The 23640-nt window shown below is 35.5% G+C and carries 40 protein-coding genes; 1 reads left to right on the forward strand and 39 read right to left on the reverse strand.

Annotated features, from left to right (window positions below; all coding sequences use genetic code 11):
- Positions 1-15 precede the first annotated feature (15 nt).
- From E2583_RS24645 to E2583_RS04500, 18 genes are all read right to left on the reverse strand, one after another.
- The gene (locus E2583_RS24645) at positions 16-288 is read right to left on the reverse strand and encodes a Lar family restriction alleviation protein (protein ID WP_367158581.1); all 273 of its coding nucleotides are present in this window, start codon (positions 286-288) and stop codon (positions 16-18) included.
- Positions 243-404 carry a hypothetical protein gene (locus E2583_RS04420; protein ID WP_291593500.1) on the reverse strand — a complete coding sequence of 54 codons (162 nt, stop codon included), beginning with the start codon at positions 402-404 and terminating at the stop codon, positions 243-245. Before E2583_RS04420 ends, E2583_RS24645 begins: the two co-directional genes overlap by 46 nt.
- 21 nt (positions 405-425) lie before the next feature.
- The gene (locus E2583_RS04425; RefSeq protein WP_291593501.1) at positions 426-668 is read right to left on the reverse strand and encodes a hypothetical protein; all 243 of its coding nucleotides are present in this window, start codon (positions 666-668) and stop codon (positions 426-428) included.
- A 128-nt stretch (positions 669-796) separates the two neighbouring features.
- Positions 797-1099: a hypothetical protein gene (locus tag E2583_RS04430; RefSeq protein WP_291593502.1), complete on the reverse strand. Its 303-nt coding sequence runs from the start codon at positions 1097-1099 to the stop codon at positions 797-799.
- A 157-nt stretch (positions 1100-1256) separates the two neighbouring features.
- Positions 1257-1493, reverse strand: coding sequence for a hypothetical protein (locus tag E2583_RS04435; RefSeq protein ID WP_291593503.1), 237 nt, complete (start codon positions 1491-1493; stop codon positions 1257-1259).
- On the reverse strand, positions 1480-2217 hold the full coding sequence (locus E2583_RS04440) for a phosphoribosyltransferase (protein ID WP_291593504.1): 738 nt from the start codon (positions 2215-2217) through the stop codon (positions 1480-1482). Before E2583_RS04440 ends, E2583_RS04435 begins: the two co-directional genes overlap by 14 nt.
- Entirely contained in the window at positions 2214-2477 is a 264-nt protein-coding gene (locus E2583_RS04445) for a hypothetical protein (RefSeq protein ID WP_291593505.1), read from the reverse strand. Before E2583_RS04445 ends, E2583_RS04440 begins: the two co-directional genes overlap by 4 nt.
- A 10-nt stretch (positions 2478-2487) precedes the next feature.
- Positions 2488-2712, reverse strand: a complete 225-nt coding sequence (locus E2583_RS04450; RefSeq protein WP_291593506.1) for a hypothetical protein — start codon at positions 2710-2712, stop codon at positions 2488-2490.
- A 36-nt stretch (positions 2713-2748) separates the two neighbouring features.
- Positions 2749-3324, reverse strand: a complete 576-nt coding sequence (locus E2583_RS04455) for a hypothetical protein (RefSeq protein WP_291593507.1) — start codon at positions 3322-3324, stop codon at positions 2749-2751.
- A gap of 333 nt (positions 3325-3657) precedes the next feature.
- Positions 3658-4149, reverse strand: a complete 492-nt coding sequence (locus tag E2583_RS04460) for a hypothetical protein (RefSeq protein WP_291593508.1) — start codon at positions 4147-4149, stop codon at positions 3658-3660.
- Positions 4150-4176: 27 nt separating this feature from the next.
- Complete coding sequence (locus E2583_RS04465) at positions 4177-4593, reverse strand: hypothetical protein (protein WP_291593509.1); 417 nt, start codon at positions 4591-4593, stop codon at positions 4177-4179.
- A gap of 487 nt (positions 4594-5080) precedes the next feature.
- Complete coding sequence (locus tag E2583_RS04470; protein WP_291593510.1) at positions 5081-5611, reverse strand: hypothetical protein; 531 nt, start codon at positions 5609-5611, stop codon at positions 5081-5083.
- 131 nt (positions 5612-5742) lie between these two features.
- A complete protein-coding gene (locus E2583_RS04475; RefSeq protein WP_291593511.1) occupies positions 5743-5949 on the reverse strand; it encodes a hypothetical protein in 207 nt (68 codons plus the stop codon).
- 549 nt (positions 5950-6498) lie between these two features.
- A complete protein-coding gene (locus tag E2583_RS04480) occupies positions 6499-6681 on the reverse strand; it encodes a hypothetical protein (protein WP_291593512.1) in 183 nt (60 codons plus the stop codon).
- 3 nt (positions 6682-6684) lie between these two features.
- Complete coding sequence (locus E2583_RS04485; protein ID WP_291593513.1) at positions 6685-6906, reverse strand: hypothetical protein; 222 nt, start codon at positions 6904-6906, stop codon at positions 6685-6687.
- A gap of 10 nt (positions 6907-6916) precedes the next feature.
- A complete protein-coding gene (locus E2583_RS04490) occupies positions 6917-7402 on the reverse strand; it encodes a hypothetical protein (RefSeq protein ID WP_291593514.1) in 486 nt (161 codons plus the stop codon).
- Between the two features lie 1042 nt (positions 7403-8444).
- Positions 8445-8885 carry a hypothetical protein gene (locus E2583_RS04495; protein ID WP_291593515.1) on the reverse strand — a complete coding sequence of 147 codons (441 nt, stop codon included), beginning with the start codon at positions 8883-8885 and terminating at the stop codon, positions 8445-8447.
- Positions 8886-9136: 251 nt separating this feature from the next.
- Positions 9137-9559 (reverse strand): hypothetical protein, encoded by a 423-nt coding sequence (locus tag E2583_RS04500; RefSeq protein WP_291593516.1) that lies wholly within the window; start codon positions 9557-9559, stop codon positions 9137-9139.
- 293 nt (positions 9560-9852) lie between these two features.
- Here E2583_RS04500 and E2583_RS04505 point away from each other — a divergent pair, with 293 nt between their 5' ends.
- Positions 9853-10437, forward strand: coding sequence for a hypothetical protein (locus E2583_RS04505; protein WP_291593517.1), 585 nt, complete (start codon positions 9853-9855; stop codon positions 10435-10437).
- A 283-nt stretch (positions 10438-10720) separates the two neighbouring features.
- Here E2583_RS04505 and E2583_RS04510 read toward each other — a convergent pair whose 3' ends face one another.
- The 21 genes from E2583_RS04510 to E2583_RS04610 all read right to left on the reverse strand — a co-directional run bounded on the left by E2583_RS04510 (position 10721) and on the right by E2583_RS04610 (position 23505).
- A complete protein-coding gene (locus E2583_RS04510; protein ID WP_194596578.1) occupies positions 10721-10936 on the reverse strand; it encodes a hypothetical protein in 216 nt (71 codons plus the stop codon).
- Positions 10937-11000: 64 nt separating this feature from the next.
- Positions 11001-11420: a hypothetical protein gene (locus tag E2583_RS04515; RefSeq protein WP_291593518.1), complete on the reverse strand. Its 420-nt coding sequence runs from the start codon at positions 11418-11420 to the stop codon at positions 11001-11003.
- 104 nt (positions 11421-11524) lie between these two features.
- Complete coding sequence (locus tag E2583_RS04520; RefSeq protein ID WP_291593519.1) at positions 11525-11773, reverse strand: hypothetical protein; 249 nt, start codon at positions 11771-11773, stop codon at positions 11525-11527.
- 230 nt (positions 11774-12003) lie between these two features.
- Positions 12004-12240, reverse strand: a complete 237-nt coding sequence (locus E2583_RS04525) for a hypothetical protein (RefSeq protein WP_291593520.1) — start codon at positions 12238-12240, stop codon at positions 12004-12006.
- 20 nt (positions 12241-12260) lie between these two features.
- Complete coding sequence (locus E2583_RS04530; protein ID WP_291593521.1) at positions 12261-12905, reverse strand: hypothetical protein; 645 nt, start codon at positions 12903-12905, stop codon at positions 12261-12263.
- 177 nt (positions 12906-13082) lie between these two features.
- Positions 13083-13679, reverse strand: coding sequence for a hypothetical protein (locus tag E2583_RS04535; protein WP_291593522.1), 597 nt, complete (start codon positions 13677-13679; stop codon positions 13083-13085).
- 379 nt (positions 13680-14058) lie between these two features.
- Complete coding sequence (locus E2583_RS04540; protein WP_291593524.1) at positions 14059-14610, reverse strand: TetR/AcrR family transcriptional regulator; 552 nt, start codon at positions 14608-14610, stop codon at positions 14059-14061.
- 11 nt (positions 14611-14621) lie between these two features.
- On the reverse strand, positions 14622-15542 hold the full coding sequence (locus E2583_RS04545) for a hypothetical protein (protein WP_291593527.1): 921 nt from the start codon (positions 15540-15542) through the stop codon (positions 14622-14624).
- 446 nt (positions 15543-15988) lie between these two features.
- The gene (locus tag E2583_RS04550; RefSeq protein WP_291593528.1) at positions 15989-16483 is read right to left on the reverse strand and encodes a hypothetical protein; all 495 of its coding nucleotides are present in this window, start codon (positions 16481-16483) and stop codon (positions 15989-15991) included.
- 27 nt (positions 16484-16510) lie between these two features.
- Positions 16511-16702, reverse strand: coding sequence for a hypothetical protein (locus E2583_RS04555; RefSeq protein ID WP_291593530.1), 192 nt, complete (start codon positions 16700-16702; stop codon positions 16511-16513).
- A 35-nt stretch (positions 16703-16737) separates the two neighbouring features.
- Positions 16738-17289, reverse strand: coding sequence for a hypothetical protein (locus E2583_RS04560; protein ID WP_291593532.1), 552 nt, complete (start codon positions 17287-17289; stop codon positions 16738-16740).
- An 83-nt stretch (positions 17290-17372) separates the two neighbouring features.
- Positions 17373-17852: a hypothetical protein gene (locus tag E2583_RS04565; RefSeq protein WP_291593534.1), complete on the reverse strand. Its 480-nt coding sequence runs from the start codon at positions 17850-17852 to the stop codon at positions 17373-17375.
- A gap of 498 nt (positions 17853-18350) precedes the next feature.
- Positions 18351-18590: a hypothetical protein gene (locus E2583_RS04570; protein ID WP_194596591.1), complete on the reverse strand. Its 240-nt coding sequence runs from the start codon at positions 18588-18590 to the stop codon at positions 18351-18353.
- 50 nt (positions 18591-18640) lie between these two features.
- Positions 18641-18943 (reverse strand): hypothetical protein, encoded by a 303-nt coding sequence (locus tag E2583_RS04575; RefSeq protein ID WP_291593536.1) that lies wholly within the window; start codon positions 18941-18943, stop codon positions 18641-18643.
- A 6-nt stretch (positions 18944-18949) separates the two neighbouring features.
- Positions 18950-19189, reverse strand: coding sequence for a hypothetical protein (locus E2583_RS04580; protein ID WP_291593538.1), 240 nt, complete (start codon positions 19187-19189; stop codon positions 18950-18952).
- Between the two features lie 41 nt (positions 19190-19230).
- Positions 19231-19530 (reverse strand): hypothetical protein, encoded by a 300-nt coding sequence (locus E2583_RS04585; RefSeq protein ID WP_291593540.1) that lies wholly within the window; start codon positions 19528-19530, stop codon positions 19231-19233.
- Positions 19531-19776: 246 nt separating this feature from the next.
- Positions 19777-20418 (reverse strand): hypothetical protein, encoded by a 642-nt coding sequence (locus E2583_RS04590; protein WP_291593542.1) that lies wholly within the window; start codon positions 20416-20418, stop codon positions 19777-19779.
- A gap of 159 nt (positions 20419-20577) precedes the next feature.
- Positions 20578-20889: a hypothetical protein gene (locus tag E2583_RS04595; protein WP_291593544.1), complete on the reverse strand. Its 312-nt coding sequence runs from the start codon at positions 20887-20889 to the stop codon at positions 20578-20580.
- Positions 20890-20952: 63 nt separating this feature from the next.
- A complete protein-coding gene (locus tag E2583_RS04600) occupies positions 20953-21735 on the reverse strand; it encodes a DUF3820 family protein (protein ID WP_291593546.1) in 783 nt (260 codons plus the stop codon).
- A 492-nt stretch (positions 21736-22227) separates the two neighbouring features.
- Positions 22228-22488 (reverse strand): hypothetical protein, encoded by a 261-nt coding sequence (locus tag E2583_RS04605; RefSeq protein WP_291593548.1) that lies wholly within the window; start codon positions 22486-22488, stop codon positions 22228-22230.
- A gap of 30 nt (positions 22489-22518) precedes the next feature.
- Complete coding sequence (locus tag E2583_RS04610; protein WP_291593550.1) at positions 22519-23505, reverse strand: hypothetical protein; 987 nt, start codon at positions 23503-23505, stop codon at positions 22519-22521.
- Positions 23506-23640 lie beyond the last annotated feature (135 nt).

The raw sequence follows: 23640 nt of genomic DNA on the forward strand, positions 1-23640 counted from the left end.
AGATTTTTAAACTACTTATACAGTTTCATTTTTTAACTGAGGTGTCCGTGTATTCCATTTATTAATGGCATCAATCAGAGTCTTGGCTTTGATTTCCAAACGGGAAGAAAGTGGATCACCATCGCAATGGTGGATTATAGAGACACTTATAATAACGTGTCTCATGCCGGTCCAGTTTTTACTTGTGTTGATATTGGTTTGGTTTGAACCACAAAAAGGGCAGGGTTGCAGGTCATAAGGTTTCAATTCTTCACGGCGGAACCATCCCCAATGACGAGTACCACCCACGTCAAATTTTTTATATCTTGCCGATAGTTTTGGATTTTGCCTTCGCACCACTCAACTTCACTATCAGTGGTGTGGACTGGAAAAAATACTTTATCGCCAACTTGATAATTATGCATACGAAATTATCCTTTCTTTGTTTAGACAAGTTCAAGGTTTGTCTTGATATAACCCATCATATCTTCAATAGAATTTGGACTGCGACAGTCTGATGTCATGCCAAAAGATGACATTAACCAATTTTCGCTGCATTCAGTGATATGGGTTTTAAGTGTTAATTCTTCTTGATCAATTTGATTTAAGGTTAAATCTATATAAATTTGATTCAACTGTTCAGAGTCGAAATTTTTTAAGGTTTGTTCTACTAAATCTAAATGACTCATGGTGGCAAATTCACAAAAAACTATTTATTAAATATACCACAAAAAAATAATATTAAAAAATTATTTATTTTTAATTTATTTCAGTCGGGACGGGTGAGGGCAATCCATTGCCTCCCGTCCCATATTGATTAACCACGTTTTTTACGGCGTTTTTCATTAGGAAACCCGATGACATCGCCTTGAGTTGAAACATAAGCTGTTTTAGCTGCTTGATTTGCTTCCTCTACTGCTGCTGTAGCAACTTTGGTGACAATTGCTTGCATACCACCCATCGCACTTGTTCTCACTAAGAGAGCAGCTCCTCCGCTTACAACGTTTCCGGTTTTGGCAACCACCTTGCTATACCACGGATCATTTTTAGCTTCTGGTTTTGATGTAGGGGTCGGGGTAGGCTCGCTTGTTTTGCTGCCTTTTGGGGTTTTGGGGTTCATAGTATGTTTTCCTAATCGATATTCATGACCAATTCATGAACGAATTAAAGTAAACATAACTGACGATGCTGTGGCAAGTGCTTCTGAGGAAAATCTTTGATAAACATTAGAATAAAAAAATCAGCAATTTAATATTGCTGATTTTTTAATGCTAGCATTAGCCGGCTTTTTTGGTTCTGCGCTTACTGGAGGCAACAATTGTTCCGTTAATCTGTTCGATAATTGTGTCAACACCATCAATAAAACTCAACCTTGTATTCTTAGCTGAACCGCCATAAATTACGATGCCAAAACCATTAACTACTTGGGCTTTTGCAAATGCATTTTCTATGTCTATGGGTTCAAATGTAAGTGGTTTAATATTTTGCGCAGTTAAAGCACTAGCTATTTTCATTGCGGCTTTGGAATCCTGCCTCAATGAGTCGATTTCTGATCTCGTCAAGGCTTGCGGGTTTTTTGAAGTGTCCAAGTTCGCCTTGGGTGAGGTATTCGATTGGAAAGTTGAACTCATATAGCCACCACTCAGCAAGTTGCGGATGTTTTTTCATCACATAATCAAGGGTTTTTTTCAAAGGAACAAGGTCGATCTCTGGTACCGAGAAACCGGTTAATGTAGTTGCTAAAACAACTTTACCACCATTGTTCTCGATATAGCCTTTCAGAGCAGCTAATGTTCCGCCCATTGATACCGTATCATCAAGGATAACATAATTTCGCCCCTCTTGGACCTGACCTTCAAATAGCGGTTGTCTTACAATTCTTTCGTATGCTCCGGCATCTGTATGATTTGCTTTTACGGATTGAACAATATCGTCATTGAATTCAAATCCTAGATAGCCGCTTAAAATATTGGCATAAGCTAAGGGAATTCGATTATTACCAAGGCGTTCTTTTGCTATCACTGGTACTAAAATGGGTTTGTCTTTGAAAAGACGTACACCAAGTTCATATACATCTTTTTCTTTTAAGACATTTTTATAAAGCAGTTTAAATGCAGCTTCCATATCTCCACTTTTAGCATCGATATATAATTCTTCGGATGCTTTTTTTAATGTACCAAGTGGGTAAAGCACTTTCACTTTGGGAAAGCCATCCCAAGGTGTTCTTATGAAGCTCATTCTTTGCTTTCCTGCATACTTAAAGGCGTTATTGAGATTTTTTGGTCACATTGAACGCAGACTAATGAATTTACGTGAAGTTCAGAGAATTCATCGAATCCACAAGAAATACATCGTAAAAAACGCTGAGGCTTATAGTCTGGAATATTAGAAAAATTATCATAACCTTGAAACTTGAATGAGCTTAAAGCTATTTTTTCTACATCAAGTTTTGATGACCATTGATTGCCAGATCGTTGGACTCTTAAAACCAAAGCCATTTTTTATCCTTTAGTCAGTAGGTTTGGATTCAAATGGGATAAGTTTTGCAATGAAATAAGCACATAATACTGAAACGAAATAAAATAATGCATATTGCATAGATTCAGTTGTATGCAGATATTCTGTAAATCCACTTGGACCGAGTTTTGCAGCTTTTAGAGCATATATAGTAAAAAATAGAATGGTTGGGATAGCAACTAATATCCCCAACAATATTTGTGATTTTTTTTGCATGATTTACTCCAATACAAAAAATTTGAAGTTCTAATATTAAGCCATAAATATATAGCCTAATATTTCTTCACTGTTTTGATCATCAATGAATGCGACTGGTAAAGAGTCCTGAGGATCATTCATTTTGCTAAATTTAACTTTCTTACCATTTACCTGATGGAAAAAAGATTTTTGTGTCTCCCAGACAAAACAATTATTCAAAATTTGAATGCCATTATTTTGAATGTATTTTGTGCATCTTTGGTACGTGCGTTTGGAGTTATCAAAGATGATATTTTCTACAACAATGATTTGACCTTTAGATAGTCCGTACAACTTATCATTTTCTCTGTAAACATAAATAGGGCTATTACTATCATTTTGATGATAACCTAACTGCCATTTATGACTATCTTGAGGTACTAACCAACAAACTTTACTACTTGGTTTTGATAAATCTAAATCAGCAAGCGGATCATTGACGGCGAATTTGCTTAAATTTAAACGGTATTCATTACCATCATGTGCTTTAAAGCAAGCTTTTTGAAAATCTATTTGTCCTTGGATTTCAATATAATTAGCCTTATTAGAAATGAACTCATCTTTAGTTTTGTAAATTCGGAACGCTTTCATTAAATCTTTCCCATAACCATAATATTATTTTTTAATCTCAGATTTACTCAGATAGTTCCTCTGAGCAACTTTCGCATATATCTTCGCCGTTCACCGGCGATCCAATGATAAGGGAGGGTAGAAACCAGTAAAAGCATTCAGTACAGAACAAGATGTGATGATCTAATTCACAGCAAAAGTTAGTATCCTCTGCAAGAGCAGGGTCCATATCCAGTTCTTCGAGTACATCTCTAAGATTGTTACAGGTATGTTCAAGTGTATCTGCGACCAATTTTGCATTAGCTTTGACAAAAGACATGGATATAGCCCTCTTTCGAAAAATAAATCACTCTATTAACTATGGGATGGTTCCAAATTACTTTGAAAGTATTCAGAAGTCAGAGGCACATAGCCCTCATCAACATCGTCTTGTTCGCAGTAGAATGCATTATAGCCAGTATCGACAAGTACCTTAGCAATACTAAGCAAAACAAAATTAGCAACCCCACCTACATCCAAGCTGAAATATACATAATTTTCATCTTTAGGGAAAAATGAGTAGCCTGTATTTGGTGCTTGCATGATAGATAATTTACGATTTTCAGTAACTTCAAAGTTTGCAGGATTAATCCCCGTTACAACAATTGGATAGCTACTGTAAAAACCAGATTCAGCAAAAGAAACCTCCAAACGATCACTTAAATATGGTTTTTCAAGTTTATTCAATTCTGAATAAGCACCAATATTTTTTAGAGCGGTGCGAACATGTTTCCAGATTTCACCAAACCACAAAGGAGCTGTTGCATCATTAGGATTGGTAATAATAAGCTTGGTATTTGATGACATATATTTTCCCCTGTTAAACCACCTAGCTTAAGCTAGGCAGTTGTGATAGATGATCGCACGAGCATTTAGATAATTTAACTTCGCACTTTGAGCTTTCAAACTCGATAGATTTTCTACAAAATTTGGTTCCAGTGTTAAGTTAAGGAAGTTGTTTTGTAATTCTTTAGCTTCGATTAAAAAGTCTAAAATAATCTGCCGATTCTGCGCGGTGAATCCCATTTCATCATTAGTATTTAATGGACCAATTTTTTCAAACTCGGAAATTAATTCTTGTGTTTGAAGTTGTTGAAAACTTTCTTGAGTGCGCTTGAAACTATGAATAAAATTAGATGCCTCACCAAGATTGTCGATACAATGCCAATTAATCCCGAAAGAGTCGATAAAGATAATTGCACGATTGCTTAAATCTGTAGAGATGGATTTTAAAGTAGGTTGATTAGTCATGGTGATTCTCCAAAGTTGATAATGCATTATACTACATATACCGCAAAATAAAAATACTTTTGCTTTTAAATTACCCATAATTACAATATTGATGCAGTCGGGTGTAAATAAATTTTCAATTTTCGAGATGCCTTCTTTGGAGGCTCAAGCCGGTTGCGTTAGCAACATGGCTTAAAAGCGTCAGCGCGGGGGGCTTAGAATTAAAGATAACTAAACGAGTGTAGCTGTAAGCAAATAGGAAATATGCAGGCAATGAGCTAAATGATGTGGAAATGCGAGAGAGGTGAGGTGCGTTAGCACCGGCGTAATGAAAATAAAACTCTCGCTTATATTTTTTCTTTAATTATTGTATTAAGTATATATATTCTTATTAATTGAGAGCGTACCAAAATTATTTGTTGCTGATTTTATTTGGTTGGCATCAAAGACTACAAATTGTTTTGAATGCAATTTGCAGCCATAACAATATCCAATGAATCAACAAGATTTAAAGTTGATCAACTAAAGAAATCTGCCGTGACATCTCAAGAAACTTTCTAAACTCGATCATTGCTTTATCAATTAGTACGATCGCACGGGTAGCATTATTGATGACTGGTACATCGTTAATATTAATATCACCTGCCATGCATTTCGAAAAAATCTTACTTTCCAATTCATCTAGTAAATTATTGTTTTGAGCGACTTCGAAAAGTTTAAGTTTAAGTTTTGCTTTAAAACCATCTAAGTAACAATTGATTGTGCTGTTGCCCCCTGCAATTGATTTTGTAAAATCAGAAAAGTTAAATTCTTCTGAAATTTCAACAATAAACCCATCAATTGCAAATTGATCAGCACCACAAATAAATACTTTAGCCTGAATATTAATTACATCAATTGAAATTAATTTAGGGTCTTTTAAGAACTGGACGGGAGTATGAGCAGTAAAGAAAATATGTGGACAGCCCTCATCCTCAACAAAAAAATCAAGAAGTTTAATTTCAGCAACGCCTTTAGAATAAATTTGATTTAATTGCATTTAAATTACTCTATTTGAATTTAAATACATTATACATAATATACCGCAAAAATATAATATTTATTGTATATATTTTTTTGGTAATAAAAAAAAGCCTTGGTTTCCCAAGGCAACAACGGAGTTAAAAAATTTTAATCGTCAAGGTGAATACTTAAGGTACTTACCAAGTTGTCGTAGTCACCTTTTTTTGCTTCATTCTGAACTTTCTTAATTTCATCTTTTGTCCATCCTGCGGCTTTGGCACATTTTTCAAACTGAGCCAATAATGCAAAAGCATTCCCATTGGTACCAACAAGCGTTCCAGTACAAGTTTTGGGTGGGGAAAATAAGTTTTTCATATCAGTAATCCTATAATGAATTAATAGCTCATTGTTTAATAATATGATTTTATCATATACCGCATAAATATAATACTTTTATCTTTTCAGGTTACTAAAATAATCATGGTTGTAGCAGTCGGGTCACTGATCTATAAGTATTTTGAAAATGCTTTCTTTGTAAAACTATAAGCGGTTGCGTTAGCAACACGGTTGTTGAGCGTTAGCGGGCTGAGCTTTTATAAATTTTAAAATAAATTGCTAAGCTAGAAATATCGTTCATACGATTTATGGGTTAAAATATGCACCTTAAATTCTCCTGTGAAATTAATTGAGTATTCGATTTGTAGGGACGGAGTTATATGTGATTGCATGACAGGTGTAATTCTATCGGGTATCCGATTTGAAGTTGAGCTATTGCAAACTGTTTTGCTATGAGGGAAACATTGGGAAGCCGATTTAGTAAGGCACTGGAAACACGACATTTCTTATGTCTTGAATATCGGGCATCCGATTTTAGTTGCTACCATAATCAAAAGCCTTGGAGCAGTACCAAGGCTAGAAATTTAATTAAGTAATTGCTTTAATGATTGATATAACTGGTATACCCATTATTAATAATTGTGTAGATGCACCAATTAGAGCTGTCTTTTTATCCCCCTTTTTGAGAGCATCTTTTGCAGTACATATTGCTGCAACGATGCCAATAAGTACAAATCCTGTAATCAGTAGAATTTCAAAATAATGATTCATAATTTATATCCTTTTAATTTCCAAAATATCATTTGGACTTTCTAAATCATGGGACCAGAGTCCTTTGTCAGTATAAGCCGCAGCTTCATAACCCTCGAGCTTTACAACATAATCGTAGTCCATGTGCAAATCATCAGGCATATACGCAATAAATTCCACATTCTTTAAGGTTCCATCACGTAATAGAACTACCATACCGCTTTCCAACTTCTCCATTACAGTCATATCGGCTACCTTAAATCAATGCGCAAATAGCACTGTAAACTTGACGTAGAGGGTATAATCCACCCGAATAAAGCTGATACTCAAATTCTTTAGGCAGGGTGGGTTGTTTATTATTCTTAATTGCACTCACATAAATTAAATGTAATTGTTGTATGTCTTTTAAGATTAAGTCTTCCTCGAAGCTCATTAGTTTAAATAATTCTTTTGCTTTCTTGAGTACATCCTCTGGGTTTACAAAGCTACCGTGAGCTTGATCATTTGCAAAGGTAATCGAACTGTTGATTCCGGTAAGAAATGCTTTTACTTGATCCAAAACATCAGGGTTATTAAATTCGGTGTGAAGATCAAGAAGATATTTACCGTTATCAATTAACTCACCTTGTGAGCTGCCATAAATAAAGCCAATTGTGGCGAAATCGCCGTGCCGCATCATATTGGTGGCAAATATAGCAGGGATTCCGCCTTTCCAACTAACCGATAAATTTAATTTTTTCATTCTAAAAGCCTTAAGTCCAAAGTTGATTTTAGTATTATACTATATATACCGCAAAAACATAATATTATTAAATGTTTTTTGTTGGATTTTGATTATTTATTCTTTGTTAAGCAAGAGGTTGGATATAAAAAATATAGTTAAAACAGTTGGATAAAAAGAAAATACGAGAGGAAGTATAATTAATAAAAAGGTAAGTAAGAATTTGATTTATAATTAGAAACAGGTGGTGAGTTAAAGTTCTTAATTGTGTAGACGATTTGTGGAATCATGGACATTGCTTGCGCTGCATGCATTTCGTTCTTAATCGTGTAGACGATTTGTAGGAAAGCTATCGCAATTCGTTTACTTTCACCACATTCTTAATCGTGTAGTCGATTTGTAGGCAGAAAACAAGCCAATAGCCCAGCCTTGCTTATTCTTAATCGTGTAAACGATTTGTAGAGACTGATCTGCTAGGTCTGTCATAACAAATAAGTTCTTAATCGTGTAGACGATTTATAGTGTAGGTGTAAGGGTTGGTGATAGTCTTTTATGTTCTTTATCGCGTAGGCGATTTGTAGTATTGCTTTATTTTTGTTTTTCGCAATTATTCATTTTTTATCGTGTAGACGATTTGTAGAATAAGGACTCATGAATGGTGTCAAAGGCATAGTTTTTAATCGTGTAAACGATTTGTAGAATGAAATCGATTGTTTTAACTTCTCGTAAACTGCTCTGAATCGTGTAGACGATTTAAAAAATAGTTATTCCAGAAGTTTTTTTGAAACTGGTTTCTTTATCGAGTAGTCGATTTCTAGTACGCCAGTTGTACCGATAATCACGGTGTTGTTAATCTTTATCGTGTAGACGATTTGCAGAAATAACAATGCACATATTGAAAGCTTTTTAAGTTCTTTATCGAGTAGTCGATTTATAAAATATATGGTAAATCAGCCGCAGTATTTTTTGATGCTATCGAGAATTCGATTTAAAAATCAAAAAATACTGAGTTTATTTGGATGTTCAATCATTAAGATTGACTATCAAATTAACCGGCTGAGTTTTAAAAATCATCTTCAATTATGGATAGGTCCTGAGCGGTAATTTGAATGAAATGTACATGCTCTGCAATACTGGAGAGTAGGTTGCTTTCAATCTCTTTGGGTTCTTTTACTTCAAACGAGACGTTATGCTCATCAATTAGGCTTAGTTCGATTCTTTCATTGTACTCCAGATGCTCAGTGGCAATCGCTTGCCCATAATTCCAAAAGTCTGGTTGTAGTTTAGAATTTGTTTCTAGTGTATGTAAGCCTATGGATATAAAAGTACACGATGAAGTATTTTCGCGATATGCCTTTTGGAAAGTTAAAAGCATAATTTTAATAAACTTACCAATATCCTTTTTTTTGATCTCGCTAAGATCGAGGGGAGCTGAAAATACAATAGGCATTTTCCAAGAATCGCCACCATAAGAATTTTCGACAGGTAAAATATAAGATTGCATATTGTTGACTCTAACCAAAGTTGATAAATACATTATACTCTATATATACCGCAAAAATGATATACTTTTGTTTATTTTTGTGCTTTTAAAATAATGTGTTTTGTTTGGAGCAGTCGGGTTAGAGTTGAAATTATATTTGCGATCCTTTCTTTGAAGTCTAAACCGGTTGCGTCAGCAACACGGTATCAAAGCGTAAGCGCGGTGCCGATAGAGTAACTCCATGGTGGTTAGGACTCATGGAGTTTTTATCTTTATTCCGCCGTTGCCTTTTGATTTTCGTAGGCAGACAATAACGTTTGCTCTGTCACTTCATAATCAAAAATCGCAAACGAAATTGCTGTTTGTAAATCCATGGATTGAGCCATTAACTGATTAACCATATTTAAAGCTAGTTCAACTTGATGAGTGTTAATTTTTTCCAAGCTTTCTTGTGTGAGGGTCGTATTTAAGAATGCCGGTATACTTGTCTTATGGCGGCATTTTAATAAACAACTTCTAATTTGAGCATGTTCTTCTGGTGTAATAGCATTTAATAATTCACAAGCATGGGCAAAGCCAACAATACCAGATTCGACAGAAACTGCATGTTCTGTACAATGGACGCTATCAAATTCTGAAAAGTATTCATTCAATTTCCGTATAGCTTCTGCTCTTTGTGGGTGTAATGTAGTCATGTATAAAATTCCCAAGTTTTTTACATTATACAATATATACCGCAAAAATATAATATTTATATTATTATTTAATGCTTTTAAATTGTTGCTATAAGTTATTGTTTAGTCATTTGTTTTTACCAAAAAATATTCTTTTTGATCCCTTTCTTGAAAGGGCTTAAGCCGGTTGCGTCAGCAACATGGATTTAAAGCGTAAGCGCGGGGTCGTTGTATAATATTCCAAAATGAAATCTGTTTGCCTTAAGGCGGATGTCTGTAGCGTTATGATCGTACTTCGAAACTTTAGAGTTGCAATGATTGGGTCCCGAACATTGCATAAAAATCCGGAGAATCACAAAGATGTAGCACTTTGTTATAAGGTTTGCTATAGGTTTGCTGAACTTGGTATTTCATTTACAAGTGGGCTGTGTGGGCTTGGTATGGATGCAATAGCGCAAAGGGCTTATAGTCAAGCTGTAAACGATGGAAAGGCGTTTTTAAGCCAATTCGAGGTGTATGTCAGTCGGAAAGATGATATTGATAAATCTCGGCTTCCTAACAGGCATTTAGCAATAATTAAAAATCCAAGCTTGAAAAAGGAACTTGAGGACTTGGCTTCCTCGCTTCATGGTAATTGGTCGAACTGTGATAGTTATGCGAGAGGGATGCACCATCGAAATTGTCATGAAATACTTGGCTACCACTTAAATAACCCTGTTAAAGCGGTTATTACATGGTGTGAATTGGATAATTTTGGTGACTATGTGGGAGGCAGCCGGACGGCATTAAAATTAGCAGAACGGTATCGTATTCCGATTTTTAACTTAAATACCCCAGATAAGAAAAAAGTATTGGCAGAGATTCATGACTTTCTACGTTGGCATGAAATTGTAGGGTAGTGAACACTCATTACAATGAAAAGTTATACATAACCATAAGCAATAAAATTGTGGACCATACCAACTGTTGAATAAAGAAAGCCTGATACCGTGACACCAATCGCCAGTCTATAGCAGTAGGAATAATACTTTTCTCTGTTGAGCAAATATCCAAATGTTAGGATCAGTAAACTCAGAAAACAACAAGTTAAAAGAACCTGAGTAAAGTGATTGCTATAGAAAGAAATGAGCCAAGAATCCACACTAGACATCCAAAAAGAAAATCTTTGAAAAAATATAAGTTTTAGTTGTTCGATACACTTGAGCGAATAGCATTGACTTCATCTACGTCCAACTTTTCTTCTAATAACTCCATAATCGAAATTTCATCTTCTTGAGAGAGTGCAGTAATCTCACCCCCATGGAAATCTTTGCCCATTTGTAAGGCATTAGTGATTGCTTTACGCTGATCCTGATCATCAGGCAGTTTTATCACGACTGTTAAAAATTTATTTTTCATGGATAACTCACTTTAAAATTATATTCTGGGGATTTGAGGTGCTAAATCATTAGATATTCATAAACTAACTATGGCTGCCTTGTTTAGCCAATCTTTCTTTAGCTACACCCAATGCCCATTCCACGGTTGCCTTTGATTTAGCGTTATCAAACTTTTTCCTTAACTTGGCAAGTTGTTTATCATGCTGCTCAAAGTCTGCAATATAGCTATCATTGGCACCGCCATCAACTTTTCCTGCGGCTTCATAGCGAAGTTCACGAAACGAATCTAGTTCATGCTCAAAAAGCTCTATTCGCTTAGATTTCGATGGAAACAATCGACCAGTAAAGTCATTATAGTGTTTAAATGCAATTTCTAATGATTTGGCGTAATTTTCATCCTCACATGATTCCAATAAATCTTTGACTTCATCACAGAAAAATGAAATTGCCTCAAACTCTTTTTGAGTTACGCTCACAACAACTTTGATTTTAATTTTGCTCATGAAGTCAACTCCAAAAAATAGGTAGTAGGGTGTATCTGTGTTTGAATAGTAAAGTTATTATTCTAGGGGTACAGGATTGTCCCATAAGAAAAAAACGATAATATTCATTTAAAAAAACTTTCACCTATCGCTTCTTTTTGCTTCGCAATTCTCACACATTCTTCGCATGTAATTTCATCCGGTGCTAAAAAACATAGTCTTTGTATTTGCTGTTTCCTTTTGAGAACTTCCTGATTGGGCGTATATTGCCATTTTTTCCCACACAAAGTATCAAAAGCAGAGCTTGTAATGTGGTAAATTTCATCTATGCCACAACAAGCATAATCATGTTTTTCTAATGACCTTGTAGACATGGAGCATCCTTTATACAACTTCCATTTCGAAATTGGTATTCAATTTGAAAATGCATTCTTTGATTGCATGAGCTTCTATACGATCAATAAAACCAAGCGCAGATTCTTCGGATTTAGTGAACTCAAAAACAATCCCCATACTTGAACTGACTTCAAAGTATTCGAGAAATTTACCGGTGTTGGTATCTTTTATTTTGAAAGCCATGCTGCACCCTTAAATTATTTAAGTTTCAGTTGTTAAGAAAAGTTGGTTTAGTCCGGTTATTTCGTGAGCTTTTAATGAATTTCTGGACCTCAATAAATTCATCTTCACTGAACACTTTTAGCATTTTACATGCAAGTGCAAAGCCTACGATATGACTTTCCCTCACAATTATATGTTCATTGCAAGTCGGGTTTTCTAAATCGTCAAAAAAAACATTGATGTTTTCGATAGCTTCCTGACGCTTTTCACTTTTGATCTGCATTGTTTTCTCTCTAGGGTGTACTAGAACGGTAGATCATTTGAATACTTTTCAATTTCATCCTGATCACATTTGCAAGTGAATGTCTCGCAGCAGTAGCAAAATTCGACATCCATAATTGAGGAAAAGGGCTTATTCTCTCGAATAGTCATAGTACTCCGAATCAATGTGCTGTTGAGGTAGTGGTTAGTCACTTGAGGGGATACCATAATCCAGTTTTTTTGGATTGACATGTCTATCGGTTTGTTGAATGTGTAGCCGGTGGCATACTTGTAAGCACCATATAGATCATCAAGCTCTAAGGTGTCATAAAGTAAAAACTCATCATCAATGTTTTCATAATCAGGTACCAGAATTTTGTCCATATCCTGATCAAATAAAATATAGTTAATAGGCTTGTAGACTGTTACTGGATCAAACAAACCTAAAGGGTCGGTGGTTGTGTGTTCTTCATGACGCAGTACTATAAATTCCCTTTCAGTAAGGTTTCTATAAATAGGAATTTCTTTACTTTCTAACTGCATGATGCCAACAAGGAGATCGGCATGTTGGTTATCTAACAAGAGACTAATCTGCTTGGAGAGTAAATTTTTAACTATGCTTTCATCTGCAATTTGAGCTACATGGATGGATTCGTTTTTCTTTATTGCTAGTAGCATTTCAAGCACCAACTTATAAAATATTAATTGGTGCTATTATAAAACATATACCGCAAAATAAACATACTTAAATCATATTAAGATACTTAATTAAACATTATTTTAAGTCGGAGATGGGCTATGAAAAATTAGATTAAGCGTAATAAAGAAAGCCGGATTATTGTTGATCCGGCTCTCAAAGGGGAGTTAGAGGTTTTTGATTACATCTTTCACTTTCTGTTCTTTCTTGGCTGCTCCGATTGAATAAATTGTTTGAACAATATCGGTATACTCTTTTATCGAAATTATACCGTCAGCCTTGTAACTGTTAATTTTTTCACGCAAAGGTGGAGTATTTTTGAGTTGGTTGAATAGATCAGTCCGGTTAAGTAGGGTAATGGCACTATCGTTTATTGGTTCATTTGATTTGGAAAGGATACAGTTTTTCACTTCCTCTGTACTGGAGTGGATTCGAAAATCATCACTAGATTGTTCAATTTTAATGGAACCATCCTTAAAGCACTTCTCCATAACGGCAAATCTTGGGTCCATTTGACTATATATTATTCTGTAATTATCTTTATCAATGTGTAGCTGAGGGTCAGTTACCAATTCGGTAATTGTACTTTCTGAATAGTTAAATACATCATTAAAAGCATTCTCAAATTGAATTCTAACAAGCAGGAAACTTCGGTCATCCTCAATGTTATAGACATTGTTATCAATAATTTTATTTTCAGGTAGTGGGGATGAGCAGCCGGCAAATAAAATTGCCAGTGCAGGAAGCATAAAGAGTTTTTTCATATAAAAATCCTAAAACTAAGGGGGTGAAAAAATAATTCAAATAAAACAAAAAAATAAATGGTGGTTTGCCTGTAGTATCTTAAAGCCTATTCCTGCTTCAATGAGTAAGATTTGCTTGGCAAGCCCTTTATTCTGGCTTTGTTAAGTTGAGCCTTATTTAAGTTTGATAGCAGCCCCTTAATCGTTTTAGGAGATACGCTGATTTTAGCCTTACCAATTATCTGCTGCCCTCAACCAAAGTGCTTTTATACCGATCCTTGAGTTCATCAAGGGTGCCTGTAACCTCTGTGCTACGTTTTAAATCGTAGCTGTATTCAATAATCGTAAACTGTTTCATGTCACCCCTTAAAACATTCAATTATGAGATGTTTGAGCTAGATTATAGGTGGAAAATGAATGTATTCAAAAACACATTCAAATCTACATAGCTTAGCCTATTCGGTGTCTGGACCATTCCATCAATGAATGCAATGGCGACTCTGGTTTTGCTATTGGGTTGGGACACGTTTGCTTTGCTAAAAAGTTCAAAGATCAGTTGATCTAACCAATTGTAATAATTGTCAATTATCTCTAAACACGAGGGATTCGAGAGTTCAGTCTTAGCCTTTTGATAGAGCATTCCATTGTAACTAGGAATATGAGTGATGGTATAAAACCATGAAAATAGGTTTTTGATTCGTCCAACATAATCATCTTCGTTTAAGACATTAATTGAACTCATTAAGTCGGTTTGGATGACTTTGATCTCATGATTTAAACAAGCTTCATACAAGTTCACTTTGGCAGGGTAGTACTTGTAGTAAGTCATTTTCGCAACTTTTGACTCTAATATGATTCTGTCAATTCCTACTGAATTGAATCCATGGGCATAATACAACCGGATGGCTGTATTTAAGATGTCTTTGCCTTTGTGCGTAAAAAAAGTAGTCATAGCGGTTTCATTTACTCACATGTAGATAGAGCCAAAGCATGTTTTAGTGGCAGGATGCGATTCGTCCATTTGAAGCGGTATAGTGGGTGAGTGAACCCTTTTGACGCTAAGAAATGGCGTACCATGAGTACTGTTAAATCGTAGTCTTGAGGTTTGCCAGACTTAACATTTGTAAAGTGTTCACTACGCAAAATGTAATATTCCTTTCCATCTTCCATGAGTTCTAAGGGGAGGGAAAAGCGATCAACAACTTCATCCACGTAAGTTTTTTGTTTTGCAAACCACTGTAAATAGTTCAACACAGAAACTTTGATTTTTCCCTTTTGGGTAAAACCAAAATCTTGGATAGACTCATTTCTGTACTGACCAACAAGAAAAATATCGCCGTTGATGATGTTGTTAGCAAAATCTTCATAGTCTGGATCAAAATAGGTATCTTGCCCATTTTTAACCCATTCCTCTATCCAGCCTTGTTCGTCAGCATAGTTGTAGCAAATCTGAGCCATAAGGTTTTGAGAGTCATCTGCTAAATCTGGATCGTAAATATTAAGAACTACCCAATGAATATAGGACTTTTCAACACTGCTGACATGCTGATTAGCATATTTACCTACAGGGAGGTAGCCGGCTTTAATCGCAGCCAAACGCTGTTCTAGTAATCCCTGCTCGCGTGCTGACATCGCATGTGGTGAGTCTAAAAGTACAAGTGGAATCTCACTGGTGAGTCCTTTATGCCATTCTTGAGCCTTTGTCATTGCTTCGGAGAAATCATGACTCAAGTTTCGTAAAAAAGTATGTTTTCGAACTTTAGTTTCAACAACTTTTTGTTCGTCTCCCACTTTCCTGTATTGGCTATCCATATAGCTATAATTAAGCGTGTAAAAATAGCTTTTTTCACCAACACTGACATAGTAGTAATCATTTTGGTTCATGGCTAAAATTCCTATATATAGTCCAGTGTTGATGTAAAAAAACAATGTATTTCTGATCGAGAATCAGTTTATACATTATACAACATATACCGCATAAATAGCATATTATTTGCTTTTAAATTTACCAAAATTAACATTGTGGTGCAGTCGGGAACGGGGTGATTTAAAATTTGCGCGATGCCTTTTTTGAAGGCTAAATCCGGTTGCGTCAGCAATACGGATTAAGAAGCGTTAGCGCGGGGAGCCACACCCTAAAGTCAATAAACGAGTGTAGCTGTAAGCAAATGGGAAATATGCAGGCAGGGTATAATTAGCTATGGGAATGCGGGAGATATGAGGTGCGTAAGCACCGGCGTAATGAAAATAAAACCTTGTGGCTTAAAGCGGTTTGGCTTTTATCCTTATATGGTGTAAAAAAGCCACCCTGTTGAGTGGCTTAAGGTAGATTAGAGGCAGTTTTCAGTCAAATGTTCTTCATGCCATTTATCGAAAAGAAAATCGCAAATGCCATCAATATCGTTAGATAAATCTTCCATCTTGTAATAAGCATTTTGACTGTCTTTCGCTTCGAAAAACTCATAAATACAATAGTGATAAAAATCACCATGATGATCAAAATGGTAATACTTGATCTTACCACCAATTGCCAGAGCTAAAGCACCTAAGGTCTCTGATGAAAGACTTTCGGTCTCAAAGTGATAAACCATGTGGGTAATATCATCCAAATCCTTTAGATCGGCTAGGGTGGCAGTCTCGCTAATTACAGGATTTTCGGCAATACCCCAGAAGTTCATTAAGTTGACTTCGGTGCGCTCACCAGTAAACGGCAGAATTTGATTCAGGTCTAATTCCTGTTGTTCACCATTCACCACTAAGAACAGTTCAAATTTTTCTTTTAAGGATAAAGGAATAACAAGGGCATTTTCTAAAGTTGCTGACATTTTAACGTCCATCCATAAAAGCAATGTTTACTGGTTGTCGTAAGCTTCCATAAGTTCTTCTTGAGATACTGAGAATACATCTAGTACCTGAGCTTCTGCGTTTGGATATTCCATGCCTTGTGATACAAGCTGCTCTAAACACTCCAAAGCATTCTCTGTTGTATCGCCGTCATTTTGGATTTTGTTTTTTAAAAAAGTTTTAATTTCGATAATGCTCATTTTAGAATCCTTGTTCTGTAATATGAAAGAGTGAATTAATGTGGTTGCTGAGTAGTTACCTTTGATAGCACTTGAGCTAAATCCGCAGCATTAAAATCTAAGTAGCTATAACAAAAGCGTTCATTTTTTTCGATATTTAGGCATTCAATCTTGGACCATGATTGGTCGTAACCATGAATCATCTTCAATTTCTTACCACTTTTAGTTGTCAATTCGATGCCATACGGCAAGGCTTTAAACAACTTTATGATGGTTTCCTTGTTGAGTTGATGCTCTCGGTTCTTTGTCCGCCAATCAACTGCGTTTGAATCGAGGTTGGTTGAGTGATCTAGTAGCCTCTCTGGGCAAAGTAGTATCTGTGGGGTGTCGATTTCAGAGTTATGTAGGTGCTTCCAACCGTTCTGATCGAAAACTACTGTATCGATGAAAATTGTTTTTAAACCATTGTTGAGTTGAACCAATGAGAAAACAACGTTTTCAACTATTTCACGATCTAATAAAATGCCTACTTTAGAGTCGATTAAAAGCTCTAGTGCTGCATATTCAGTTAGATCACTAAATATTGAATTGGATTTATGCCATTGCATAAAATTACTCCTAAGCTGCTTTATTTTTGTACATTAGCCCGTATGTTTTTGTATGGCGTATAAAAACGTACGGGCTTTAGGGGTTAGGATTCTTTTTTTGCACGTACTTGTTGAACATCAAAAGGGATGGAGCTGTTCTTATATTTTTCTTCAACGATGAGCAAATCTGCTTCATCAACTCCAATCAAACCATCTTGTAATGTCAGGCTACTGAGTGGTTTAGCCATCCAATAGCAATCACTGTCTAAATAGACGACACGACCAGATTCAGCAGAAAACGTGAAGCCTAAGACTTTCTTATTGACAAAAGTAACACCGTATTCATTTGTGAAAGCCACAAGGTCACCAACTGTCAAGTTAATAGAGGAATCTGGAACAACACTTGATAAATCGGTGGTAAAGCCGTTAGGGAATCTACCGTAAAATGCTTCTTCATGGAACTTTGCAGAAACTAGACTGTGAATAAGACAATCTTTGTTGATTTTATGGCGTAAAAAATCAGCCTTAGAAAATTTAGGGTGTTGAATTTGATTGGCAATGCTTTCATAAGATTGAAATTTCATGGTTTGACTCCAAAGTTGATATTGGAATTATACCATATACCGCAAAAATATAATACTTATGCTTTTAAATTTACTAAAAATAACAATGTGGTGCAGTCGGGAAAGGGGGGATTTAAAATTTGCGCGATGCCTTTGTTGAAGGCTAAAACCGGCTGCGTTAGCAGTACGGGTCTGGAGCGAAAGCGTAGGGTTTTTTTATTTTCAAAGATTTCTGGCAATCTCGAGATATAATTTTCTTGGTCTAAATTGCAATGTTAAATGTCATAAGATGTGAGATAGTATTATTCTTTAAAAACAAATAGTTATATTTTTTATGACAAGTAATCTCATGGTGGTTTTGCCACAATTGTTGAGACATTTATTGTATTTAAGACACAAGTATTAAGATTTTTTTTGAATATTTGAGGTGTGAATTTATGAAAATGAGTGGGTTGGCAGAAAGTTGGGGTGAAAAATCTTGAAACTTATGTCAAAAATCTCACACCAACTGTCATTTATCTATACGTCCAGATCAACGATAAGAGGGTTTTCCCGAGTCTTGAAAAACTCAATCCCACAAGCTTCAAGCATTTCGTCAATGTAAAGCTGAGCATCTTGAATAGATGTACATAATTTATCTTTGATGTAATAGCAGCCCTCGTCACCCGTTTTGATCTTCCGATTTCGAAGAATCGTTACATCACGGTAAACTCTGGTTTCATCGTTATCATACTGGACCTGAAATTTATCTTTTTTCATAAGGATGCCTAAATTCTATAAAAGGGTGGAACGTGCTTTGGGCAGTGAACTTAACTCATAACCGAAGTAGCAAAAGAATTTTCATCATCCTTATTGATCTTATCAAATAGGGAGTAATGCTCTCCGCAATCTTCGGGTTCACTGCTATCCATAATGAAATCACAGTCAACATTATCACAGAGGATAAAGCTTCTACTGGTGGTATTGGGAACACGCCGTTTGGTTGTTCTTTTCATTAATTTACCGGTAGTGGGTTCAATGTTTTTCTCATGAAGAACAATTTCTTCAACCCCATATTTAAGTTGACCGTTACAGTGAGGGCAACTCAAACTTGTTTGATTCTTACTTGTCATCTTGCCTCAACCATTTAAAGTAATTTGATTGTTAATTGCACCCACAAGTTCCTGAATCTCATAATAATCATCTTCTTCGATCAAATTGGATTCAAGCAGGGTGTTCGCTCCACCAAGAATAAAAAAGTATCTTTGTTCTTGGGTAAGTCCAAGGAAATCACGGTTAATAAAATGCTGTATTTGCATTTTAAACTCAGTGTTTTGGATTGGAGTTATTTCCTCTAACCTTTCCTTAAAAGAAGTCATAAGCTGCTCCAATTTTTGTTTATTTAAGATAACGAGTTGGGCTAAGTTTTAACTTTTAATGCAACACTAACGTTGACGAACGGCTCTGTCATATTAATTGATGGTGCATTTACCTCATTAAAATTTACTTCATCTTCTGAAAGCTGCTCATCGTATAGTCCATAATCTCTTGCAGAATCAAGGTTATTGCCGTTAAAAGCATAATGAAATTCTTCCATTCCTATGAATTCAATACCTGCATTTTCACATTCAGTCAAAGCTCTTTGGAGTTTTTTAAAGGCTTTTTTTTGAACACTCGTTAATTCTAGTGCCGCTATTTTTTCTTCATTTGTTAATGCCATTTTTTACCTCGCATGATCATGAATAACTATTTATCGTTGCCGGCACTTACCAGTGCCATTGCAAGCGGCACAAGGTAACGAATTACCATGGCAATCAGAACCGTCATAACAACCTGAACCATTACAGGCAGTACAAGGTTCTAGCTTGTTTTTGTAGACATGTTCAAAAAAATAAGCTGCCCTTTTTGCTTTCCTTTCATGGAATGTTTGCATTATTCGATCCCCAAATCACATCTAAAGTTGATGTCAGAACGGAAGTTCAGACGAGGTGTATTCCTCTATTTGCTCTGGAGTGCATTTACACTCAAATGTTTCACAGCAGAAGCAATAAGAGATATTGATTGGTTGTGATCCCTTTACATTCTCGCGGAATACATAAGCTGTGCGAACGAGAGAGTCATTGATTTTATGATACTCATCAGTGGGTTTAACAAGGATCAAGTTTTTGGCGAATGCAAATTGCATGAGTCGATTGTGATTAGAAAGGACACCGGATGCATGTTTATAGGCTTCGTAAGTTGAACTTAATTCGCCAATCTCGGTGAGATGGAAACCATCTTCATAGTCATAGTAATCGGGGACGATAATTTTTTGATTGTCCAAATTGAACAGAATGTAATTATATGGCTTATATGTAATAGTATCTTCTAAAAGATACATTGGATCACGAGTTACGATTACATCGTGGCGTGCGTCAAAAAATTGATTGGGACTTAAATTATGGAGAGATTTGAGTACAGCATCTTGAGGATTTACGACCTCATCAAAAATATTGAAATTTTTCCCGTCAAGCTTATGTCCTATTGCTCGGGCAATCATTTCACAAGCTTGTCGATTATCCACTAAAACTGCATGGATAATTTGGTCTTTTTGCACTGCAATTAGCATAAGAACTCCAAAGCAACATAACTTTATTTCGAAAATAATATTATATAATATATACCACATATATAACATATTTAATTGTGTTATTTATTGTTTTTATTTCGAGCAAATAAGCTGATACTGGTTATTAAAATATGGTCAATTAGCAAAAAACGTGTGTAATTACCAACCACCGCCGTCAATCATACCGATTAAATCTAATGATCCGCAGGCTTCCATTTGCATCTGAGCAACAGCCACATCGTTAATACTTGTGTGTTTAGAATGAGAATTACCAAGCAAAAGTAAAGGTCTATCTTCTTCTACATAGATGTTAGCATCAGGGTATTTAACACGAACTTCATCAATAATCTTAGCTAAGTCTTTACAAGCCTTTAAGAACTTTTTCTCAAGTTTTGGATTTAACTCATACAGTAAATCATTTGCATCTTTTTCACCGAGAGCTAGATAATCAATTAATTGTTCAGAATTCATTTCCACACCTTATTCCGAATAGCCAAAAGGTTGAATGGTTTCATTACCCATAGTGAATCCAACTCAAGTTTGAATGGTTGGGCGAGTGATTTGAGTGTATTTGACACCCTTACTTTCATAAGTATTTTTAATGGTCGCCTTGATCTTAATCGTATCGCCTTTATGACCAAGGTCTTTAGTGCCCGTATACGAAATCATATTGTCTCCCTGTTTAAGCAGGATGTTATGAACTTCTTGACGATATAAATCATCATAATAACCACTAGCATTCACGATCAGACATTCGACTGTTAAGCGTTGACCCTTTTCACCAATATATTCAGATTTGGAGTTTTGACGGTTGAAATCAGTGAGGCAATTTAAGATGTCATCGCCGTTTTGGAGATAGCCCAGATCAATAGCAGTAGATAACGTTGCAAACGCAAGGGAATTCTCTACTGGATTGGTAGAGCTTTGGAATTTGGAGATAGCCCAGAGCATATAATCCTGTGGTAATTCTTTCAGGGCTTTATCTTTGTGTTTACCAAAAGGCATGATTCCTTCTTGGATTTTTTTCATTTTAAAGTGATCTTCAACTTTTAGATTTGAGCCTAATTTGCCATAGGTTTCGCCGTCTACAGTCCCATCAAACACACAGTCTAATCCGGCATCAGATAATCGTTTGGAGAAAGCCTCAGCTTTTTCGATAGCTTCATTTTCTTCCATACTGAGATTCTGGACATAATGATGAGAAACTACGATTGCGCCTTCTTGAACGACCTTATTAAGGGTGTAATAGACATCTTTTGCACCTGTAGAGATATAGAAAATAATTTTTAAGCGATTTTTTTGAGTAGTTGTATTCATCAGTTTGAGCCTTATAAAAAATTATAATTGTATTATACAGTATATACCGCAAAATAATCATACTTAATTTATTAATTTTACAATTATTAACAGCTAGAATTGTGTCATAATTATTACCCCGTCTCATCAAGTCGATAAGCTCATCGTAAAGATGAAATAATATTTTATACGGGGATGGTATGCCAGTTCATATAAATGCGCTCTAATCGCCGATAAATGCGATTTAGAGGCATAAATGGAATAGGTCCTTAATTATTGATCTTTTACTTTATTGAACAGGTAAAGTGAAATGATGGATAGCAAAATGCCTCCCACAAAAAACCAGTAACACAATTCTGATATTTCCTTGAAACCTAAGAAGTTTATCAAAAGACCGATAAAGGCAGAGGTAATACCAAAAGTACCAAAGACAATCGTGGAAAGAAAAAGTACTTTAAACTTAAATTTCTCAATATCGAACTTATTTTTATTCATTAAATCACTCATAAATACTTACTCTTTATCCAATCTGGAATCTCTCAACTCCAGTCCTTTATTCTTTATAGACCACTTAAATGCTTCATCCACATCACTTACTTTAATTGGACCTAAGCCGTGATCAATGGTATCAATTAAACAATCTACATCCAAATCGCTGTAATGATACCCAAACCTATCAATACAAGCTTCTCCAACCAATTTCATAAGTTCGCGATGCTGAATCGCTGCTTTAGAAGCTTGATCAAGTAATTTTTGAAAATCCTTGTCTTTCATTTCTGAACCCTGCGTTTTAAGAAAGCAATATCAAATTGCCTTCGCCTCAGCCAAACGATCCGGATGAGTCACTTCTATACGGGAAAGAGCATAATCGAAACTATGTTGGCAACCTCGAATCTGGTTTTTTAGATTTGCGATAACTTTTTGGTTCTCGCGGTCATAATCGCTTTCATCTAAGGTTTTGAGTTTTTCATTAGATTTGACAATCTTATTGCGAAGAACCTGTAGTAAATGGATCGTACCGTCTGCACTTACTTGGAACGGTGCAAAATCTGCCCCCATACAAGAGCTATTCACAACATCATTGTAAGAATAACGGCTTAGAGTATAACCATGGTATGCGATACGAGTACGATCACTCGGTTGTAAACGGACCCAACGGAAACAACAAGCACAGGTTTGATAGTCACTACGATCTTTAGGCTCAAAGTTGATTTCTTCGATACTTCTGCGAATCCCATCCAACAGCTTTGCTTCATCACTGATTTTTTTGCAGAGTAGAAGATATTGCGAATCTGGTTGTTTTTCTAAAATTTCTATAATTCTATTTTCAGTATGATCAGAATAACCATAACGGTTGCACAATTGATCCGGATCAATGTTGTTGCGATTAGAAATGGATTGATACTTGATGTTATCCCGATTAACATCATGTTTTTTATACACTTTAGAGATGTACTTGAAAGTATTTTCAAAGATAGGAGAAAAAAGATTACTAAATCTGGTCCGTTGCATCGAACGCAACCCAATGTAATCAAGCTGTTCAAATAGAACCTTTGCTTTTATCGCATTTATAAGGATTTGATCATGGGCTTTACGACCGGATGTTGCACAAGCAATGTCATAAGTAGTTGGAGCGTACTGTTTTAACCAGTCAATGATTTGGGTATCGAGAACAGAAAAATCCGGATTAGCTGAAAGAGTTTCCCACTCTTTTGGGGTAATCATTTGTGCAAAATCAACAGAAGAAATATCTTTGTCGAAGTGATCTGCAATAAGAATTATATTTTCCATGACACCCTCAGTATTATTAATGATCAAAGTTTATGAATTACATTATACATCATATACCGCAAATATAATATATTTTGCTTTTAAATTTATTGAATATTTTTTGATGATTCAGTCGGGGGAATGATGAAATTAAAT

The sequence above is a fragment of the Comamonas sp. genome (assembly GCF_009360615.1).
Taxonomy (GTDB): Bacteria; Pseudomonadota; Gammaproteobacteria; order Burkholderiales; family Burkholderiaceae_C; genus Comamonas.